Origin of the sequence: Xanthomonas axonopodis pv. maculifoliigardeniae, assembly GCF_041519315.1 — a bacterium.
Lineage (GTDB): Bacteria > Pseudomonadota > Gammaproteobacteria > Xanthomonadales > Xanthomonadaceae > Xanthomonas > Xanthomonas euvesicatoria.
The window spans coordinates 158680-178311 of the sequence record NZ_CP167998.1 but is presented as its reverse complement, the minus strand read 5'-3'; the positions used below and the strand labels follow the sequence as shown (position 1 = coordinate 178311).

Annotated in this window: 12 protein-coding genes; 2 read left to right on the top strand and 10 right to left on the bottom strand. The window is 65.9% G+C overall.

Going from position 1 to position 19632, the window contains the following annotated elements:
* Positions 1–10 precede the first annotated feature (10 nt).
* The 5 genes from ACDH77_RS00720 to ACDH77_RS00700 form a co-directional block, all read right to left on the bottom strand.
* On the bottom strand, positions 11–1594 hold the full coding sequence (locus ACDH77_RS00720; RefSeq protein WP_041469209.1) for a family 43 glycosylhydrolase: 1584 nt from the start codon (positions 1592–1594) through the stop codon (positions 11–13).
* Positions 1595–1787: 193 nt separating this feature from the next.
* Positions 1788–3071: a TRAP transporter large permease gene (locus ACDH77_RS00715; RefSeq protein ID WP_008574485.1), complete on the bottom strand. Its 1284-nt coding sequence runs from the start codon at positions 3069–3071 to the stop codon at positions 1788–1790.
* Positions 3071–3592 (bottom strand): TRAP transporter small permease, encoded by a 522-nt coding sequence (locus ACDH77_RS00710; RefSeq protein ID WP_008574483.1) that lies wholly within the window; start codon positions 3590–3592, stop codon positions 3071–3073. The genes ACDH77_RS00715 and ACDH77_RS00710 overlap by 1 nt, the downstream gene beginning before the upstream one ends.
* 10 nt (positions 3593–3602) lie before the next feature.
* The gene (locus ACDH77_RS00705) at positions 3603–4601 is read right to left on the bottom strand and encodes a TRAP transporter substrate-binding protein (protein ID WP_008574481.1); all 999 of its coding nucleotides are present in this window, start codon (positions 4599–4601) and stop codon (positions 3603–3605) included.
* 37 nt (positions 4602–4638) lie between these two features.
* Positions 4639–5460, bottom strand: a complete 822-nt coding sequence (locus tag ACDH77_RS00700) for a 2-keto-4-pentenoate hydratase (protein ID WP_008574478.1) — start codon at positions 5458–5460, stop codon at positions 4639–4641.
* A gap of 138 nt (positions 5461–5598) precedes the next feature.
* On the opposite strand from ACDH77_RS00700, the gene ACDH77_RS00695 reads away from it, so the two are divergent.
* Together ACDH77_RS00695 and ACDH77_RS00690 are read left to right on the top strand one after the other, a co-directional pair.
* Positions 5599–6675 carry an alpha/beta hydrolase gene (locus ACDH77_RS00695; RefSeq protein WP_031420588.1) on the top strand — a complete coding sequence of 359 codons (1077 nt, stop codon included), beginning with the start codon at positions 5599–5601 and terminating at the stop codon, positions 6673–6675.
* The gene (locus tag ACDH77_RS00690; protein ID WP_372353674.1) at positions 6672–8294 is read left to right on the top strand and encodes a carboxylesterase/lipase family protein; all 1623 of its coding nucleotides are present in this window, start codon (positions 6672–6674) and stop codon (positions 8292–8294) included. Before ACDH77_RS00695 ends, ACDH77_RS00690 begins: the two co-directional genes overlap by 4 nt.
* A 45-nt stretch (positions 8295–8339) precedes the next feature.
* Here the strand turns inward: ACDH77_RS00690 and ACDH77_RS00685 are convergent, their stop codons facing one another.
* The 5 genes from ACDH77_RS00685 to ACDH77_RS00665 all read right to left on the bottom strand — a co-directional run bounded on the left by ACDH77_RS00685 (position 8340) and on the right by ACDH77_RS00665 (position 18902).
* Complete coding sequence (locus ACDH77_RS00685) at positions 8340–9488, bottom strand: aldo/keto reductase (RefSeq protein ID WP_031420584.1); 1149 nt, start codon at positions 9486–9488, stop codon at positions 8340–8342.
* 68 nt (positions 9489–9556) lie between these two features.
* A complete protein-coding gene (locus tag ACDH77_RS00680; RefSeq protein WP_031420582.1) occupies positions 9557–10051 on the bottom strand; it encodes a metallophosphoesterase family protein in 495 nt (164 codons plus the stop codon).
* A gap of 192 nt (positions 10052–10243) precedes the next feature.
* Entirely contained in the window at positions 10244–12427 is a 2184-nt protein-coding gene (gene glgB / locus ACDH77_RS00675; protein WP_046932016.1) for a 1,4-alpha-glucan branching protein GlgB, read from the bottom strand.
* Between the two features lie 11 nt (positions 12428–12438).
* Positions 12439–15789, bottom strand: coding sequence for a maltose alpha-D-glucosyltransferase (treS, locus tag ACDH77_RS00670; RefSeq protein WP_008574468.1), 3351 nt, complete (start codon positions 15787–15789; stop codon positions 12439–12441).
* Positions 15786–18902 (bottom strand): maltotransferase domain-containing protein, encoded by a 3117-nt coding sequence (locus ACDH77_RS00665; RefSeq protein ID WP_372173214.1) that lies wholly within the window; start codon positions 18900–18902, stop codon positions 15786–15788. Before ACDH77_RS00665 ends, treS begins: the two co-directional genes overlap by 4 nt.
* Positions 18903–19632 lie beyond the last annotated feature (730 nt).

Genomic DNA, 19632 nt, shown 5'->3' with positions numbered 1-19632 from the left:
TGCAGAACGGTCAGTCCAGGGCGCGGTAGCGGAAATTGCGAAATTCCACCTGGCCGGGGCCTGCGGCATACAGCGCCGGCTTCAGGGCCAGGAACTTGCCGGCCACGTTGTGGTGGTAACCGGACACTTCCATCTGCACCGGGTACTTGGTCCAGGCCTTGCCATCGGTGCTGCTGTGAATGGTGACGATGTGGCGGTTGTTGGTGACGCGCAGCCATAGCGTGCCGCCGTTGGTGCTGGGCGCCAGCGTGGCCGGGCGTTCCTCGCCGTAGCGATGCATGACGAACTGTTGCCCATTGCTGCCGACGCCGGCATAGAGCTTGTCGCTGTAGAACAGCAACGCCCCGCCCTGTCCGCCCGGTGACACGGTCATCTGCACTTCGAACTGGTAGGCCGGGTCGGTGGCGATCACCGTCAGCGGCGAAGCGTCGCGCGGCGCGCTGCCCTTGCCCTGCAGCCGCAACACGCCATTGCCCACCTGCAGGCGCTTGGCCTCGTCGGCGGCCGGATTGAAGAACGCCCACTGCGGGCCGAGCGTGCTGGCGCGGAAATCGTCCGACAACGCCAACCCGTGCGGCAGGGCCTGCCCACTGGGCTTTTTCAGCGGCGTGCCCAGGTCCCCACCCTTGGCGACGAACCAGCCATCGGGCGTCCATTCGATCGGGTCCAGCAGCGCCTGCCGGCCTAGCGTCCAGTAGCCGTTTTCGTAGCCGTGGTAGAGCATCCACCAGCGCTTGTCGGTGCCCTCCACCAGGGTGGCGTGGCCGCGCGACCACCACGGCTCCTGCGCGCTCCTGGTGCGGGTGATCGGGTTGTTGGGCGCGTTCTGCCAGGGGCCGTGGATCGAGCGCGAACGCGCAGTGATCACCATGTGCCCGGTCGGCGGGCCGGCGGTTCCGCCCACGGCGGTGGTCATGTAGTACCAGCCGTTGTGGCGGGTGATCTTGGGGCCTTCCTGGGCGTAGCCTTCCACGTCCCAGCTTTCCGGATATTTCCAGCCGTCGTAGACGTGCTTGGGGGTGCCGACCACCTTCAGGCCGTCATCGGACAGCTGCACGTAATCGCCGCCGCTCAGGAACAGGTAACGCTTGCCGTCCTCGCCCACTGCATGGCCGGGGTCGATGTATTTGCCCAGGCCGATGTCGATCGGCGCGCTCCACGGGCCTTTGATGTCGTCGGCCCAGACCACAAAATTGCTGCGCTCGCCCTGGTCGCCGCGCCGCGCCGGGAAGTAGATGTAGTAGCGCTTGCCGTGCTTGATCAGGTCCGGTGCCCAGATCGCGCCCACGTTCTGGGTGATGGCGTGGCCCAGCGGCTGCCAGTTGACCAGATCGCGCGAGTGCCAGATCGGCAGGCCCGGGTAGGCATCGAACGAAGACAGCGTGAGGTAGTAATCATCGCCATCCTTGAGCACCGACGGGTCGGGATGGTCGCCGGCCAGCACCGGATTGAGAAAGCTGCCATCGCCCTGGTCGGCGATGCGCTGGTGCTCGATACCGCGCTTCCAGTCCGCCGCAGCGCTCAGGCCGGCGCACAGCAGCAAGCCGCCGGCCATCAGCCAACGCCATCGGGATGAAATGGGACGCACACGCATGCTCTCTCCTAGTCCCGGATGCCGGGCTTTACCACGATGGCGCGCAATGCCACCGGTTAACCAGATGCGACAGAGCCTCCCGCCGGCAGCGACGCCTGACGCGCCTGCGTGTGGATGGCAGGCGCTCGTTACCACGCGAACAAGCCGTACCGACCGCCCGTTTGCCGTTACGCAATCACGCAATCGCCCCAGCTCAGGCGCGCAGGGCGCGCGGCAGCCACAGCGACAACTCAGGGAAAAAGGCAACGATCAACAGCACGCACAACGCCGCCAGCCAGAACGGCCAGATGGTGCGCATGCTTTGCGCGATGGTGATCTGCCCGATGGAAGTACCGATGAACAACACCGAGCCGATCGGCGGCGTGATCAGGCCGATACCGCCGGCCAGCACCATCACCAGGCCGAAGTGGATCGGGTCGATGCCGTAGGCCTTCACCACCGGCAGGAAGATCGGCGTGCAGATCAGGATCTTCGGCGCCAGGTCCATGAACATGCCCAGCAACAGCAGCATCACCACGATCATCAACAGCACCATGTTCTTGCTGTCGGCAATGGCCTGCAGGAACTTCACCGCTGCCGCAGGCACCTGCAAATAGGCCAGCAACCAGCCGAACACCGCAGCGGTGGCGATCACGAACAGGATCACGCCGGTGGTGCGCGCCGCATGCGTCACCGCCGCGAAGAACTCGGCCCAACGCAATTGGCGATACAGCAATGCGGTGACGATCAATGCGTACACCACGGCAATGGCGGCGCTTTCCACCGCGGTGAAGATGCCGGCGCGAATCCCGATGAAGATCAATCCGACCAACCCCAGGCCGGGCAGCGCACCGATCAGGCGCAGGGCCACCGCACGCCAACCGGGAAAGGCTTCGGTGCCGTAGCCGCGATGACGCGCCACTGCATAGCCGGTCACCATCATCGCGGCGGTCATCAACAACGCCGGAAAGATGCCGGCCGCGAACAGATCGGCAATCGACAAGCCGCCGCCGGCTGCGGCCGAGAACAGGATCAGGTTATGCGAAGGCGGCACCAGCAAGGCCACCAGCGCAGCGGTCATGCTCACGTTCACCGCGTAATCGCGGTCGTAACCGCGTTTGATCATCTGCGGAATCATGGTGCCGCCCACCGCCGAGACATCGGCAATCGCCGAGCCGGAGACGCCGCCGAAGAACAGCGACGACAGCACGCTGACCTGGCCCAGACCGCCGCGCACACGCCCGACCAACGACGAGGCCAAGGCGATCAGGCGTTCGGAAATGCCACCGCGCAACATCAACTCGCCGGCGAAGATAAACAGCGGGATCGCAATCAACGACGCCGAGCCGCTACCGGCAGAAATCTGCTGCACCAGCACTACCGTGGGCAGGTCCAGATACAGCAGCGTGGCCAGTGCCGCCGCGCCCAGGGCGTAGGCCACCGGCACGCCGATCAACAGCAGCACCACGAAGGTGCCCAACAACATGGCGATGCCCATCAGCGCACTCCTCCAGCATGGACCGGGCGCAGCACACGCCACAACTTGAACACGGCAAACAGCACCATCAGCGCACCGCCGATCGACAGCGGCAGGTAGTTGATGCTCTGCGGCATCTGCGCACCGGCCATCTTGATATCCAGCCCGTCCAACAGCAGCGCCGCGCTCCACCACGCCAGCACCGCGCCAATGGACATGATCATCAGCGGGCGGATCACTTCGAACATCTTGCGCACCAGCGGCGGCACGTGTTCGCCCAGCAGGTAGAAGCCGAAGTGGCGGTTGGTATGCACGCCGGCCGCCGCGCCCAGGCTCAGGGCGGTGCTCAGCAGCAACAGGGTTACCGGCTCGGTCCAGCTGGGCGAGTCGTTGAGCACGTAGCGGGTAAACACCTGCCAGCCCTGCACGACCACCAGGCCCAGCAGCGCCAAGGAGGCCACGCCCACGGCGATATCGGAAACGCGGTCCAGCGCGCGCTGCAACGGCGCGACCGGGACGGCAACAGTCTCGGGTTCGGTCATCGGGTCACCTCTATGCGAAATCGCGGATGCGGCGGTACAGCGCTTCGATCTCCGGCTGCTTGCGGTATTCGGCCAGCAGCGGGGCAGCGGCGGCGCGGAACGCCGGCATGTCGACCTGGTTGAGCTTCACGCCGTAGTCGATCACCTGCTTGCGCGCCACCGTCTCGGAGGCATCCCACAAGTTGCGCATCACCGGCACCGAGGCACGCGCCAGTTCCACCACCAGGCCGCGGTCGGCCGCGCTCAGCGATTGGAAACTCTGGCGCGACATCACCAGGATGTCCGGCGCGTAGGAGTGTTCGCTCTGCGACCAGTAATGCGCGGCTTCGAAATGCCGGCTGGACTGGAAGCTGCGCATGTTGTTTTCCGCACCGTCGATCATGTGCGTTTCCATCGCCGAGAACGTCTCGCCCAGCGACATCGGCGTGGGGTTGGCGCCCAGCATGCGCATCAGCTTGAGGAAGATGTCCGACGACGCCACCCGTAATTTCAGGCCCTTGAGATCTTCCGGGCGGTGCAGCGGATGCTTGGTGTTGTAGAAGCAACGCGCGCCCGAATCGTAGATGGCAAGACCGACCAGATCGCGCTGCTCGAAGCTGCGCAGCACGCTGTCGCCGACATGCCCGTCGATGGCCCGGCGCAGATGCGGTACCGAATCGAACACATACGGCAGGCATAGCGCCTGCGTGAGCGGGAAGGTGTTGTTCAACGCGCCCGAATACACACGGGTGATGTCGATGGCGCCAAAGCGCGCCATGTCGATCGCCTCCGACTCGCGGCCCAGTTGGCCGGAGTGGTACTGGCGCAGCTTGAGCCGGCCATGGGTGCGTTCTTCCAGCTGCTTGCCGAACCAGCGCACCGCTTCCACGGTGGGGTAATCGCCGACGTGCACATCGGTGGCGGTGAGCAACTGCCCGCCGGGAATCGGCGTGGTGGCGCCGGCACCCAACCAGGGGGCGGCAGCCGCGGCGCCGAGCCCGGCACCAAGAAAATGTCTGCGTGTGATCATTGGCGCCCTCCCAAGCGTCTGGTCACGGGGGCCGCCGTCAACTGGCGGACACAGCCGTACAGGAAATATCGCCGATGCCGGCGAAGCGAATCAGGGCACGCTGCCCCACTTCGATGTCGTGGATACCGGTGGCATTGCCGGTGGCAATCAGATCACCGCGCTTGAGCGGACGCCCGCGCTGTGCCGAACGGCTGAGCGCAAATGCGTAGGCCGCGCGCAGGCCGCCGGGCAAGGTGGTGGCGCCGCCGGTGCCGACCACCTGGTCGTCGATCAGCGTCTGCGCAGTGAGCGCAGCCTCGTCGCGCGCCAGCCAATCGGTCACTTCCGGGCCCAGAATCAGGCCGTTGTTGTTGCCGAAGTCCGAAATCACCACCCGCGGGCCCAACTGGTTGATGGTGGCCAGCGGGCTGCTGGCGATTTCCACCCCGATGAACAAGGTGGCCGGCACCTGCGCGGCCTGCTCCGGGGTAAAGTGGGTCTGCTCGGCCGGGGCATCGGCGCCGAGCACGAGCACATATTCGGCTTCCACCGCGCCGAAGCCGCCGACAAAGATCGGGAACTCGGTTGTTCCACCGGTAGCATTCCAGACCTTCTGCGAGAAGATCGGGCCAAGCAGGCGCTCGTCGCCGGATGCATCGCGGCGCTCGGCGGCGATATACCCCACCTTCCAGCCCACGACATGGTCGTGCCATTGGCTGATGGCGATGTCCTGCACCTGGTAGGCGGTGACCAGATCGTCGGGGATTTGCCCCGGAAAGTCAGGCAGCGATGCCCCTGCACGGCGTGCTTCCACAAAGCGCTGGGCGATGGCGGACAGCGTGGATGTGGACGGTGGCGGAGTGGCGGCGTCGTTGCTCAAGGGTGTCTCCCCGATAGGTGTCTTGTTGCACTGCCAATCGACAGCGGCACGGTGTGCTGTATATGGTAAACCGGTGTCATTGGCAATGTGCACTGCGGCATTGTGGTCGCGGTGACGAAGTGGCCCTGGGAGGGGTGAATGGAACAGACACGCCAAACGCGGGCTTTGACCGCGCTTTCGCGCGCCACGCGGCATGGCCTGGCGCTCGTTGTGCTGGGCGTGCTGCTGGCGCGCCCCGCGCCGGCGGCCGAGCGACCGAGCGCCGACACTGCCGCCGAACAGGCCAGCCGGATCGCGCTGTGGCCAACGCCGCTGGCACCGGGGGATACGGCGCTGCCGCAACCGCAGCGCATCGTCGAGCGCAGCAGCGACCCGGCGCAGCCGGATCGCTACATCCAGCAGGTCAGTAGGCCGTACCTGGTGGTCTACCGGCCCAAACAGCCCAATGGCACCGCCCTGCTGGTTGCGCCTGGCGGCGGCTATCAACGCATCGTGCTGGACAACGAGGGCAGCGCGCTGGTGCCCGGTTTCGTCGACACCGCCGGCATCACCCTGTTCGTGCTGCGCTACCGGCTGCCGGGCGAAGGCCACCCGAACGGCGCCGACGTGCCGCTGGCCGATGCGCAACGTGCCTTGCGGCTGATCCGCGCCAATGCGGCGCGCTATGGCATCGAGGCGCAGCGCGTGGGCGTGATGGGCTTTTCGGCCGGCGGCCATGTCGCCGCCAGCCTGGGCACGCGTTACGCCGCGCAGGTGTATCCGCCCATCGACGCGGCCGATGCACTGAGCGCACGACCGGACTTCCAGTTGCTGATCTACCCGGTGATCGATATGGATAGCGCCAACGCGCACAAAGGCTCACGCGAACGCCTGATCGGCAGCGCCCCGAGCCAGGCGCGGGTGCAGGCCTATTCGCCGCAGCTGCACGTGGACGCGCACACGCCACCCACTTTTTTGCTGCATGCGCAGGACGACAACGTGGTGCCGGTGCGCAACAGCCTGCTGATGCACGCTGCGCTGCTGCGCGCCGGGGTGCCCAGCGAGCTGCACGTATTCCCGCAGGGAGGCCATGGTTTCGGTGCCGCCAGCGGCAGCGGTCTTACCGTGTCCGCATGGCCGCAGCTGGCGCAAGCCTGGATCGCGCATGTCACCAAGCTGCGGCCACCTGTAGCCAAGCCTGCACCACCTTCACCGGCGAAGGAGATGGCGCGATGACAACCCAAGCCACCCCCGACACGCGACGCCGCACGCTGCTGCGTGGTGGCCTGCTCGCGACTGCGGCAGCAACGCTTCCCGGCTTCGCTGCCGCGGCCGTACTTGCGCCGCCACGCGACGATGGCGCGCCGCTGGCACGCGTGCGTGGCGGCGCGCTGCGCGGCTACCGCGACCAGGGCGTCTGCGTGTTCAAGGGCATTCCGTATGGCGGCGACACTGCCCCGCGGCGCTTCCAGGCGCCGCTGCCGGAAACGCCGTGGCACCACGTGCGCGATGCCAGCGGATTCGGTGCAGCGGCGCCGCAGCTCAAGGCCAACGAGCCCACCAGTGAGGACTGCCTGTTCCTCAATGTGTGGACACCTGGCCTGCGCGATGGCGGCAAGCGGCCGGTGTTGTTCTATATCCACGGCGGCGGCTACACCACCGGCTCCGGCAGCGACCCGCTCTACGACGGCGTGCGCCTGTGCAAGCGCGGCGATGTGGTGGTGGTCACCGTCAATCACCGGCTCAATCTGTTTGGCTACCTGTCGCTGGCGCAGCTGGGCGATGCCGGTTTTGCCGACTCCGGCAATGCCGGGCAGCTGGACCTGATCCAGGCCCTGCAATGGGTGCGCCAGCATGCGGCCGAATTCGGCGGCGACGCCAACAATGTCACGGTGTTTGGGCAATCGGGCGGTGGCGCCAAGATCGCCACGCTGATGGCGATGCCGGCCGCGCGCGGGCTCTTTCATCGCGCCTGGACCATGAGCGGGCAACAGGTCACCGTGGCCGGGCCGCGTGCGGCCACCCAGCGCGCGCAACTGTTGCTCGATGCGTTAAAGATTGCGCCAGGCGAGATCGCGCGCATGCGCACGCCACCTGTGGCCCAGCTGCTGGCCGCCGCACGTGTGCGCGACCCTTCGCGGGTGGAAAACACCGCGCTGTATTTCGGCCCGGTGCTGGACGCGCGCAACGTGCCGGTGCATCCGTTCTGGCCAACTGCGCCGGTGCAGTCGGCCCGCATCCCGATGGTGATCGGCAATACGCGCGATGAAACACGCGGCTTTCTCGGTAACGATGCGAAGAATTTCGCGCTGAGCTGGGACGAGCTGCCGGCCAGGCTGGAGGCGCAGCAATACGTGGACCTGTTGCCGCAGGTGGTCATTGCCGAATATCGGCGGCTCTATCCGCAGTACACGCCGTCGCAGGTGTTCTTCGCAGCCACCACCGCCGGCCGCTCGTGGCGCGGCGCTGTCGAAGAAGCCGAGGCGCGTGCCCGTCAGGGCGCGCCCACCTGGGTCTATCAACTGGATTGGGGTTCGCCGCTGGATGGCGGCAAGTTCGGCGCCTTCCATACCCTGGATATTCCGCTGGTGTTCGACAACGTGCGCCAGCCGGGCTCGCGCACCGGCGATGGTGCCGATGCGCAGCGCATGGCCGAGCAAATGAGCGAAGCGCTGATTGCGTTTGCCCGGCATGGCGAACCCAACCGCCGCGGTGCGCCGCACTGGCGGCCCTACTCCTTGAAACGGCGCGAAACGCTGGTGTTCGATACGCCGAGCCGGTTGGAACTGGATCCACGTGGTGGCGAGCGCGTGTTGTATCAACAAGCGCCGTTCATTCAACGCGGGACGTTTTAATTGCCATGCAGCGCAAACACCATGCGCTGCGCGCGGGCCCGGCCCTCAACGCGCCGCGGGCACCGGCGCGTCTGCCTCCATCACGCCTTCGCGCTTGAGCGCTTCCCACAGTGCCGGCGGAATCGCCACCTGCATCGAGGTTGCATTGGCGCGGGCCTGCTCGGCCGTGCGCGCACCGGGAATCACCGCCGACACCACCTGCGGAGCTGCAGCAAATTGCAGCGCAACGGTGCGTAGATCCACGCCATGCCGGTCGCAGATGGCCAGCGCTTTCTGCCGCTTGGCAGGCGCCCATGGCGGAATGGTGCCGTCGTAGAGATACCGCTCGCGCCCGGCCAGATAGCCAGCCAACAATGGCGCACCGACCACCACCGAGGCCCCATGCTTTGCGATCTTCGGGAAGGTGTCATGCAAGGCCTGCGCATGGTCGAGCAGCGAGTACTGGCAGGCGAGCAGGAAGATGTCGGGGTCGGCTTCTTCGATTGCGCGCAAGGCCGGCTCAGGACGATTGACGCCAAAGCCCCAGGCCTTGATCAAGCCCTCCTTGCGCATCTTGGTCAGCTCCGGCATCGCGCCCTTCACCGCCTCGGCGAACCGCTGCTCCCATGGCATGCCCAGGTCTTTTTCGTTCTCCGGCGAGAGATCGTGGATATACGCGATGTCGATCTGCGACACCCCCAGACGCTGCAGGCTGTCTTCGATCGAGCGCCGCACACCGGACGCGCTGTAGTCATAGCGATAGTCGAACGGCGAAGGTTGCTGCCACATCGTCTTGGGCGGCGTGTCGGTCGCGGTGAGCAGGCGCCCGACCTTGGTCGACACCACGTAATCGTCGGCCGGATGGTTGTGCAGATGATGGCCGGTACGTCGCTCCGACAAGCCCAGCCCGTACCAAGGCGAGGTATCGAAATACCGCACGCCCGATTCCCATACCGCTGCCAGCGTTTGCTCGCTCTGGGCGTCGGTGGCAGGCGCAAAGCCATTGCCGATGGCCACGCCACCGAAGCCGAGACGACTGCGAGGCCGGTAGCGTGCGCCCTGGACGCGCGGATTGGTCGGCAATGCGCCCGCATCGGTTTTCCCGCGCGTGGGCATCACGCTGCCGGGCGCCGACGATTGCGCCATCAACGGTGCAGCGGCCAATGCCGCAGTACCGGCCGCGGCAGCAGAAAGGAATTGGCGACGTGTATTCATGGGGAATCCCTTGCAACAACGTGGCCCACGAGCATGGCCCCGCCGGTGTGCATGCCAAGTCAGCGGACTCAGCCAAGGGCCAATGGCTGCACGTGCGCGCGCAGCGCGCCATCGCCCAGCCAGAGCATGGCCACGCTGATCGGCAGACTGAAGCGACGCGGCCCGGCGCTGCCCGGATTGAGGTACAGCACCCCATCGTGCATGTGCACCGACGGCTTGTGCGAATGGCCGCTGATGACCACATCCGCCTGCACCTGCGGTGCCAGCGTCTTCAGATCGTGCAGCACGTGGATACGCACACCAGCGATGTGCAGATCCAGCGTCTGCGGTAAGCCGTTCGCCCACGGCTTGTCGTCGATATTGCCTGCGATGGCATGCAGCGGTGCCAGTGCCCGCAACGCCTCAAGCACCTGCGGCTTGCCCACATCGCCGGCGTGGATGATCTGCGAGCAGCCCTTAAGCGCGGCAAGCGCTTCGGGCCGAAGCAGGCCATGCGTATCGGAGATCACGCCGATGCGCGTGCCGGTGCCCGTCTCGCCATCACCGTGTTTGCGCGTGATCATCGGGATGACCTGCTGCTGGATGACTTGCTGCGCAAGCGTCCGCCTGCACAGACCCATGCCATCACAGTCGAGTGGGAGCGCAGCAATGCAAGCGATGCCAGCACATGGCCCACCCTGTCGATGAAAGCTGGATGCATGACGCAGCTGCCGCCTACCACCAGGCCAGGTGCCCGGTGGTAGGCGCAGGAAGCATCAGCCATACGGCGTCAGCACGATGGCGCCCAGCGGTGGCAACAGCAGCGGCAGCGATTGCGCGTGCCCATGCATGGATTGCTGCTCGGCCGTCACGCTGCCGCCATTGCCCAGGTTGCTGCCGCCGTAGATGCCGGCGTCGCTGTTGAACACCTCGCGCCACTGGCCGCCTTGTGGCACGCCGATGCGATAGCCGTGCTGCACGACCGGAGTGAAGTTGATCACCACCAGCACCGGTGCGTCGCCACGTTTGCCCTTGCGCAGGAACGCCACCACGCTATTGCCGGCATCGTCGCCCACCACCCAGGCGAATCCGGACGGATCGTCGTCGTGCGCATGCAGCGCCGGGTATTGCACATACAGCCGGTTCAAATCGCGCACCAACGTCTGCACACCACGATGGCGAGGGTCGTCGAGCAAATGCCACGGAAGGCCGGCGTCGTGGTTCCACTCGGTCGGTTGACCGAATTCGCAGCCCATGAACAGCAACTTGCGCCCCGGGTGGGTGAACATGAAACCCAGGTAAGCACGCAGATTCGCGAAGCGCTGCCAATCGTCGCCCGGCATGCGGCCCAGCAACGAACCCTTGCCGTGCACCACTTCGTCGTGCGAGATCGGCAGCACGAAGCGCTCCGAATACGCATAGACCATGCTGAAAGTCAGCTCACCGTGGTGGTAGCGGCGATAGATCGGATCCAGCCCGGCGTAATGCAGGGTGTCGTGCATCCAGCCCATGTTCCACTTGTAGTGAAAGCCCAGGCCGCCGTGCGCCACGTCGGCGGTGACACCGGGAAACGCAGTGGATTCCTCGGCAATCATCACCGCGCCCGGCGTGTGCTCGCGCACCACCTCGTTGAGCCGGCGCAGGAACGCGATGGTCTCGTAGTTCTCGCGCCCGCCGTGGATGTTGGGTATCCACTCGCCGGCGTTGCGGCTGTAATCGCGATACAGCATCGAGGCCACCGCATCCACGCGCAGGCCATCGACGTGATAGCGCTGCAGAAATTCCATCGCACTGGCAATCAGGAACCCGGATACCTCGCGGCGGCCGTGGTTGTAGATCAGCGTATTCCAGTCGCGGTGGAAGCCTTCGCGTGGGTCGGCATGCTCGTACAGCGCGGTGCCGTCGAAATGCGCCAGTCCGTGCGCATCGGTGGGAAAGTGCGCCGGCACCCAATCGACGATCACGCCGATGCCTTCGCGGTGGCAGCGGTCGACAAAGCGCGCAAATCCATCGGGTGTTCCGAAGCGCGCGGTCGGCGCGAACAGACCCAATGGCTGGTAGCCCCAGGAGCCGCCGAACGGATGCTCGCTCACCGGCATCAACTCGACATGGGTAAAGCCCATATCGGCCACGTACGGAATCAGGCGATCGGCCAGCCCGTCCCAATCCAGATCCAGCCCTGCTTCGCGCAACCACGAGCCGGCGTGGATCTCGTAGATGCTCATCGGCGCGTCGTGGGCCTGGCGGCGCGCACGCGTGGCCATCCAGCCGTCGTCGCTCCACTGATGCGGCGTGGGATCGGCCACGATGGACGCAGTGCCCGGCGCAAGCTCCGCGCGGCGTGCCACCGGGTCGGCCTTGGCCGGCAGTTCGTGCCCGTGCGGACCGCGCAGCTGGTACTTGTAATGCGCGCCGGGGCCGACGTCGGGCACGAACAACTCCCACACGCCGGCCTGGTGACGCAGCCGCATCGGATGCCGGCGCGCGTCCCAGCTGTTGAAGTCGCCCACCACCGCCACGCGCGAGGCATTCGGTGCCCAGACGGCAAAGCGCGTGCCGCGCACGCCGTCCACTTCGACCACGTTGGCGCCCAACGCGTCGGCCAATTGCAAGTGGTGGCCTTCGCTGATCAGGTGCAGGTCGAAGTCACTGAGCTGCGGGCCGAACGCGTACGGGTCGGCGGTCTCCTGCTCGCCACCGGGCCAGCCGATGCGCAGGCGATACCCACCGTGCGCCGGCAACTCGCCGGCGAACAGGCCCGGCTCCGGGCCGGCGTCCAGCGCCACCACCTGCCCATCGTCGAGCACCGCGCTGACCCGGTCGGCGCCGGGTAGATAGGTGCGCAACAAGCGCCCGTTGTCGGACGGGTGTGCGCCCAATACCGCGAACGCGTCGCCATGGCGCGCCTCTGCCAGGGCGCGTACCGCGCCGGGATCCCATCGATTGCTCACTGCTGTCATTACTCCACTCATCATGTGTCTCCTGCACCGGCGCGTGCGCGTTGCAGGATGCGTCGCAAGCCTTCGATCGGCACCATCAACCAGCCAGGGCGATTGGCCGCTTCATAACGCACTTCGTAGCAAGCCTTCTCCACCAGGAACAACAAGGTGGCTGCATTGAACGCCGCCGGCGCAATCCACGGATGGGCGCTGGCGTCGAGCACGGCATGGTAAGCGTCCAGGAAGGCTTGTGTGGAGCGGCGGCGGAATTGCACCAGAAATTCGTCCAGGTGCGTGTCCACGCCAACACCCGCGCGGGCGGCGGTGCCTTCCTCGCCACGTGCCGACACTTCGCTGGCGTAATCGAGCGAGCGCAGGAAGCCAGCCACGTCGCGCAGCGGGCTGGCCTTGGCGCGGCGTTCGGCCAGCGGCTTGGCCGGCTCGCCTTCGAAGTCGATCAGCACCACATCGTCGAAGGCCACCAGGATCTGGCCCAGGTGGAAATCGCCATGAACGCGCGTGAGCAAGGAATCGGCCAGCACGCTCGGCGCCCTGGCGAGCAAGGCATCCAGCTGCGGGCGCTCGGCGAGCACCGCCTCCAGCGCCTCGCGTTCGGCGCTGTCTTCGCTGCCGGCCAGGCGTGCGTTGACGGTGTCCCACATCTCTTCGACCTGGCGTCCCACGCCGGCCACCACATCGTTGGCGGTGGGCAGGTCGATGCGTTGCGGCGCGAAGTCGGCATCGTCGGTGGCGCGCGACAGCGCTTCGTGCAACTCGGCCAGGCGCTTGCCCACCACGGCGGCGAAGGCATCGTAGCCGGCGACCGCTTCGGCGCGCGCCTCGTCGGTCTGCGCGGTGGCGTATTCGTCGAAGCTGCGCGCCAGATGGTCCAGCGTCCAGCGCCAGGCATCGCCCTGGTTGCGGATGAAGCCCTGCAACAACGCGATGGTGGTGACGGTGCCCTGCGCGTCGATGCGGCTGACGCTGCCCAGCAGTGGCGCGGCATTGGCATAGCCCATCTCGGTCAAGCGGCGGCCGATCTCGATCTCCGGGTTCGCGCCTACGGCCACATGCCGCAGCAGCTTGAACACGGCCTTGTCGGCGACCACCAGCGAGCTGTTGCTCTGTTCGGCCGACAACCAGCGGATCTCCGGATCTTGCGGGATATCCAGCGTTGCCAGTGCCGGGGTGGCTTCGAAACAGACCTGCCCCTGTTGCGAGGCATCGTCGCCGTCGCAGAAGTCCAGCGCTGCATTGCTGCGCAGCGCATCGATCACACCGCGCACCATGGGCTTGAGCGCAAACGCATCGGTGAGATAGCCCACCTCGCGGCCCTGGCGCACGCGCGCCAGCGCCAGCTGCTCGGCCAATGTGCTCGGCTGCTCGCGCTCCCACACGATGCCCACCGGCAGCATGTAGCGCTCGTGGCGGCCGTCTTCCAGCTCTACCTCCAGTTCCAGCAGCGTCATCGGCTCATCGCCCGGCAACGGCGTGCGGCGCGCGATGCGCACGCTGCGCAGCGCCTGGTCCTTGGCCGAGAACCAGCGTCGCGCCGATAGCCACGCCGGCAGGATTTCGCCTTCCAGGGTGGGCAGATGCGGCAGCAGTGCGGCGCTTTCGTCGGCATCGCTGCGCAGCACCAGCGTGCGGTAATCCGGCAGCGGCACCGGGCTGGGGACATGCCAATCGGGCAATGTGCCTTCGCTGACCAGCTGGAAGGCGTAGAAGCCGAACGGCGGCACCGTCAGCAGATAGGTCAACCGGCCGATCGGCGGGAAGCTGCCGCCACCGATGATGTCCACCGGCACCCGGCCTTCGAACTCGGACAGATCCAGCTCCACCGCCTGCAACGTATGCGAGAGGTTGGCCACGCACAACACGGTTTCATCCTGATAGCAGCGCAGGTACGCCAGCATGCGGCGGTTGCCCGGGTACAGGAAGCGCAAGCTGCCGCGGCCGAAGGCCTGGTAGCGCTTGCGCACGCTGAGCACGCGGCGGGTCCAGGTCAGCAGCGAATGCTGGTCGCGCATCTGCGCTTCCACATTCACCGCCTGGAAGCCATACAGCGGGTCCATCACCGGCGGCAGCACCAGCTGCGCCGGGTCGGCGCGCGAGAAGCCGCCGTTGCGGTCGATCGACCACTGCATCGGCGTGCGCACGCCGTCGCGATCGCCCAGGTGGATGTTGTCGCCCATGCCGATCTCGTCGCCGTAATACAGCACCGGCGTGCCGGGCATGGTCAGCAGCAACGAGGTCATCAATTCGATGCGGCGGCGGTCGCGCTCCAGCAGTGGCGCCAGGCGGCGGCGAATCCCCAGGTTGATGCGGGCGCGGCGGTCGGCGGCATAGGTCTGCCACAGATAATCGCGCTCCGAATCGGTCACCATTTCCAGCGTCAACTCATCGTGGTTGCGCAGGAAGATCGCCCACTGGCAGCTTTCCGGAATCTCCGGGGTCTGGCGCATGATGTCGGTGATGGGGAAGCGGTCTTCGCGCGCGATGGCCATGTACATGCGCGGCATCAGCGGGAAGTGGAACGCCATATGGCATTCGTCGGCATTCTGGCCGAAATACTGCTGGGTATCTTCCGGCCACATGTTGGCTTCTGCCAGCAGCATGCGGTCCGGGTATTCCGCGTCCAGGGTGGCGCGGATCTTGCGCAGGATCGCGTGGGTTTCGGGCAGGTTTTCGTTGGAGGTGCCCGGGCGCTCGATCAGGTACGGCACCGCATCCAGACGCAGGCCATCCACGCCGCGATCCAGCCAGAAACGCATCACTTCCAGCACCGCTTCCAGCACCGCCGGATTGTCGAAGTTCAGATCCGGCTGGTGCGAGTAGAAGCGATGCCAGAAGTATTGCCCGGCCACCGGATCCCAGGTCCAGTTGGATTTCTCGGTATCGCAGAAGATGATCCGCGTACCTTCGTATTCCTGGTCGGTGTCCGACCATACGTAGAAGTCGCGCTCTGGCGAGCCAGCGGGCGCATGACGCGCGCGCTGGAACCAGGGGTGCTGGTCGGAGGTGTGGTTGATCACCAGCTCGGTGACGATACGGATGCCGCGCGCATGCGCCTGCGCCACCAGCTGCTCGAAATCCTCGATGCTGCCGTAGTCCGGATGCACCGCCATGTATTCGGCGATATCGTAACCATCGTCGCGGCGCGGGCTGGGATAGAACGGCAGCAGCCAGATGGTGTCTACGCCGAGTTCGGCGATGTAGTCCAGCTTGGAAATCAGCCCCGGAAAATCGCCGATGCCGTCGTCGTTGGAGTCGAAGAACGACTTGACATGCACCTGGTAGATGATCGCGTCCTTGTACCAACGCTGGTCGGCAACCACGGCCGACTGCTCTGCGTCGGCTTGTAACGATGCCACTGCATTCATGCGACCTCTCCTGCGCGGATGCGCCATAACGCGAACGGTCGCGTTGCCTCTAGACGGATGTGTTGGTATTTGCCGTGCCACGCGAAACGATGGCCATCCCACAGATCGTCCACGGCGACGCTGGCGTGATCGGGCAGGCCCAGTTCCCACAACGGAATCTCGATATCGGCGTCCTGCCCGGCGTGCGGATCCAGATTGATCGCCACCAGCACCATGCTGCGGCTGCGCGACAGGTAGCCGGCATCCAGGAATTTGCCGTAGTACAGCACCTGGTCGTTATGCGCCTGGTAGAAGCGCGTGCCCAGGTGCGACTGCAGTTCCGGATGCATGCGGCGCAGCTGGTTGAAGCGGGTGATCTCCTCGATGATGTCGCCGGGCGCACGTTCGGGCCAGGCGCGCAGCTGGAATTTTTCCGAGTCCAGATACTCTTCCTTGCCCGGCGCCAGCGGGGTGGCTTCGCAGAGTTCGAAGCCCTGGTACATGCCCCATAAGCCTGAGAGCGTGGTGGCCAGCGCGGCGCGGATCAGATGGCCGTTGCGCCCACTGGTCTGCAGGAACAGCGGATTGATATCCGGCGTATTGACGAAGAAATGCGGGCGGAAGCATTCGCGCGGCACGCCCTCGTTCAACTCTTCCACATAGGCCTGCAGCTCGTGCTTGTGGTTGCGCCAGGTGAAGTAGGTGTAGGACTGCGAGAAACCGCATTTGGCCAGGCGGTACATCATCTTTGGCCGCGTGAAGGCTTCGGAGAGAAACACCACATCCGGGCGCCGGCCGCGCACATCGGCAATCAGCCATTCCCAGAACGGGAACGGCTTGGTGTGCGGGTTGTCGACACGGAACAGCGTGACGCCTTCGTTGACCCAGAACAGCACCGCGTCGCGCAGCGTATTCCACAGGTCCGGCACCGCGCCGCTGGCGTAGAAATCGACGTTGACGATGTCCTGGTATTTCTTGGGCGGGTTCTCCGCGTACGGAATCGAGCCATCGGCGCGCCAGGTGAACCAGTCCTTGTGCTCCTTCAACCACGGGTGATCCGGCGCGCACTGGATGGCAAAATCCAGCGCCACTTCCAAGCCCTGCGCACGCGCGGCCTGGATCAGACGGCGAAAGCCTTCCAGTCCACCGAGTTCGGCGTGAACTTCGGTATGCCCACCATCGGTCGCACCGATCGCATATGGGCTGCCGGGTTCGCCTTCCACCGCCGTCACCGAGTTATTGCGGCCCTTGCGGTTGTTCAGGCCGATTGGATGGATCGGCGGCATGTACAGCACGTCGAAGTTCATCGCACGGATGTGCGGCAAGCGCTTGATGACGTCATCGAAGGTGCCATGCCGGCTCGCATCGCCACTTTGCGAACGCGGGAACAGTTCGTACCAACTGGCGAAGTGCGCCGCGCGGCGCTCGGATTCCACCCGGAAGGTGACCGGATATTCCGAGCGGAATGGCTTGTCGTCGGCCAGCGCCATCGCCTGCGCGGTGTCCGGCTCCAGCACGATGGCCAGCTGCTGCAGGGGTTCGCTCTGCGCACCGATGCGGGTGAGCACTGCCTGCAGGCGCTCGGCCAGTGCACCGTCGCTGCGCGCCTGTGCGGCCTGCACTGCCGCAATCGCCTCCTGCACATCAACCGGCAGCACCGTACTGGCAGCACGTTTCTTTTCCAGATCCGCATGCAAGGTGGCGAAGACGTCGCGCCAGGCTTCCACGCGAAATTCGTAGGTGCCGATGCGTTCCAACGGAAACTCGGCCCGCCAGCGGTCATTGCCCAACGCACGCATTGGCGCGCTGGCCCAGGTCTTGGCGTCGGCCGGACGCCACAGCACCGCCACCGCGATGCGGTCATGCCCATCGCAGAACGCGTCGGCCTCCACGCAAATGCGGTCGCCCACCGTGCGCTTGACCGGAAAACGGCCGTTATCCACCGACGGCGTCACCGACTCGATGCACACGCGTGGCCAGGTACCGGCCGTCTGCGCACGCGGGCGCATGCGCGGCACAGCCAGCACATGACGCGCCGGCACGCTGCGATACACGCGCACTTCGCCCGGCTCCAGCGCCTCCAGCGTGGCCCCGGACAAGGTGCGGCCATCTTCGGCCACCAAGGCCTCGGCGTCGCCGAGCAGGCGCAACAGGTCTGAGGCCGGCACCGGCACCACATGCCGGGTGTCGCCGTTGATCAGTAACAAGGAGGGCAAGCCGCCCAGCGGCTCGATCGCCACCGCGGTGAGCCCGGTCGCCTCACGCAGCAGCGGGCGCAACCGCATGCCTGCATTGCTGGTTGGCAGGCCGTCGGTGATGCGGATCGACGATGGCAATGCCGCCAGGTGCGCATCGTCCAGCAGCCATGCCCCGCCCAACGCCAGCGCCAGTTGCCAATGCTGCTCGGGCGCCGCGGCGCGCTTGCCATCGGGCGCGTCCAGCACGGCAACGACCTGCGCGGCCAACGCACGCAGTGCGCTGTCTTCGTCGAAGAACCAGCTGCCGCGGCCATCCCACCAGGCAAGCGACGAAAACGCCACATCGAACCCGGCACCGGCCAGCTGCTGCAAGGCCTCCAACCCCAGACCCGGCGTCCACGCCGCAAACACCACCTCCGGCGCCTGCGCGTGCACGCGCGCGATCAACTCGCGCCAGCGCTGTACTGGCACCTGCTGCGGCTGCAGCAGCCGGAAGCCACCCACGCCCTGGCCCACCCACTCCAGCAGGCGCGCACTCCACCATTCCACCAGCGCCGCACCTTCCTGTGCGTAGGCAAAGCGGGCTTCGGCCACTTCCGGCGTCGCACGCGGCTGACGCGGGTCCGGAACCGCGGTGCTGCGCGCGCGGAACCACTGTGGGTTATCGCGCACCACCGCACTGGCACCGCCCACTTCGTCCAGGCGCACATCGATCAACAGCTTTACCCCCGCACGGCGCGCCGCCTGCACCGACTCGTGCAGGCGCTGCATTTGCGTCGGGGCACCGGCCGCCGGCTCGATCAAACGGCCTTCGGCATCGCGCTCGAAGGGCGCGGCCATCACCACGTAATCGCAGCCAGCCTCGCGTGCCGCCACGCAGCGCTGCTCCAGCCCGGTCGGGTCCTTCAGTGCGTCATTGAGAACACAGATGCGCATGGCGCCCCCTCAGCGAACAACGGCGCGCAGGGGCGCCATTACGAGTGAAGCCAGCGCCTGCTTGCCGTTTGGCAGTGATGCGAGCCTTTGCTCACTGCACGCCGCACCATCACCTACACGTACCGAACCTTGCCGTACTGACACATGCCGGCACGCTGCCCGACCGACCCTGCCACCCGTGACTGCACTCATGCGCGACTCCGCAACGATTCTTGACCCATGCAGTCAAGCACCCCCACTGCGAATTTCATGTGTCGGTGGAATTGACGAAAATCAAACAAGCGCGGCTGTGGTGTGTCAGTGGAGCGCCTACCATTACCGTGGCGATCGCGTGCGCTTCTTGGTGACAGGGGCCACGTAAGGAAGCCTGACCCACGCACTGCAGGCCAACATCTCGACCAACTGAGGAGTACATCAGCTGGGTCGCTGCCACCAAGACAAGCGCGTCTCTCAACGCTGTTCGTCTCGCTGGCCAATGGCATCGGATCGAGCAAGTACCTTCAGGATCAGACCTTGCGCATCAGTGGGCCTGACGTCCATGTGACATAACGCTTGAGCGCTACCACGAGAACGGCATGCTCTGCTGCATTCACGCTACGTGTTCGTCCAATGACAATGGACCGCTAAAACCATTCCATTGATTATTTTTCAATTGATTTGCAGGCAAGTCTCTCTGCATTCGACACCAAGCATGCTCGGCCGGTCTGCGTCGATTGCATAGATGCGCTCG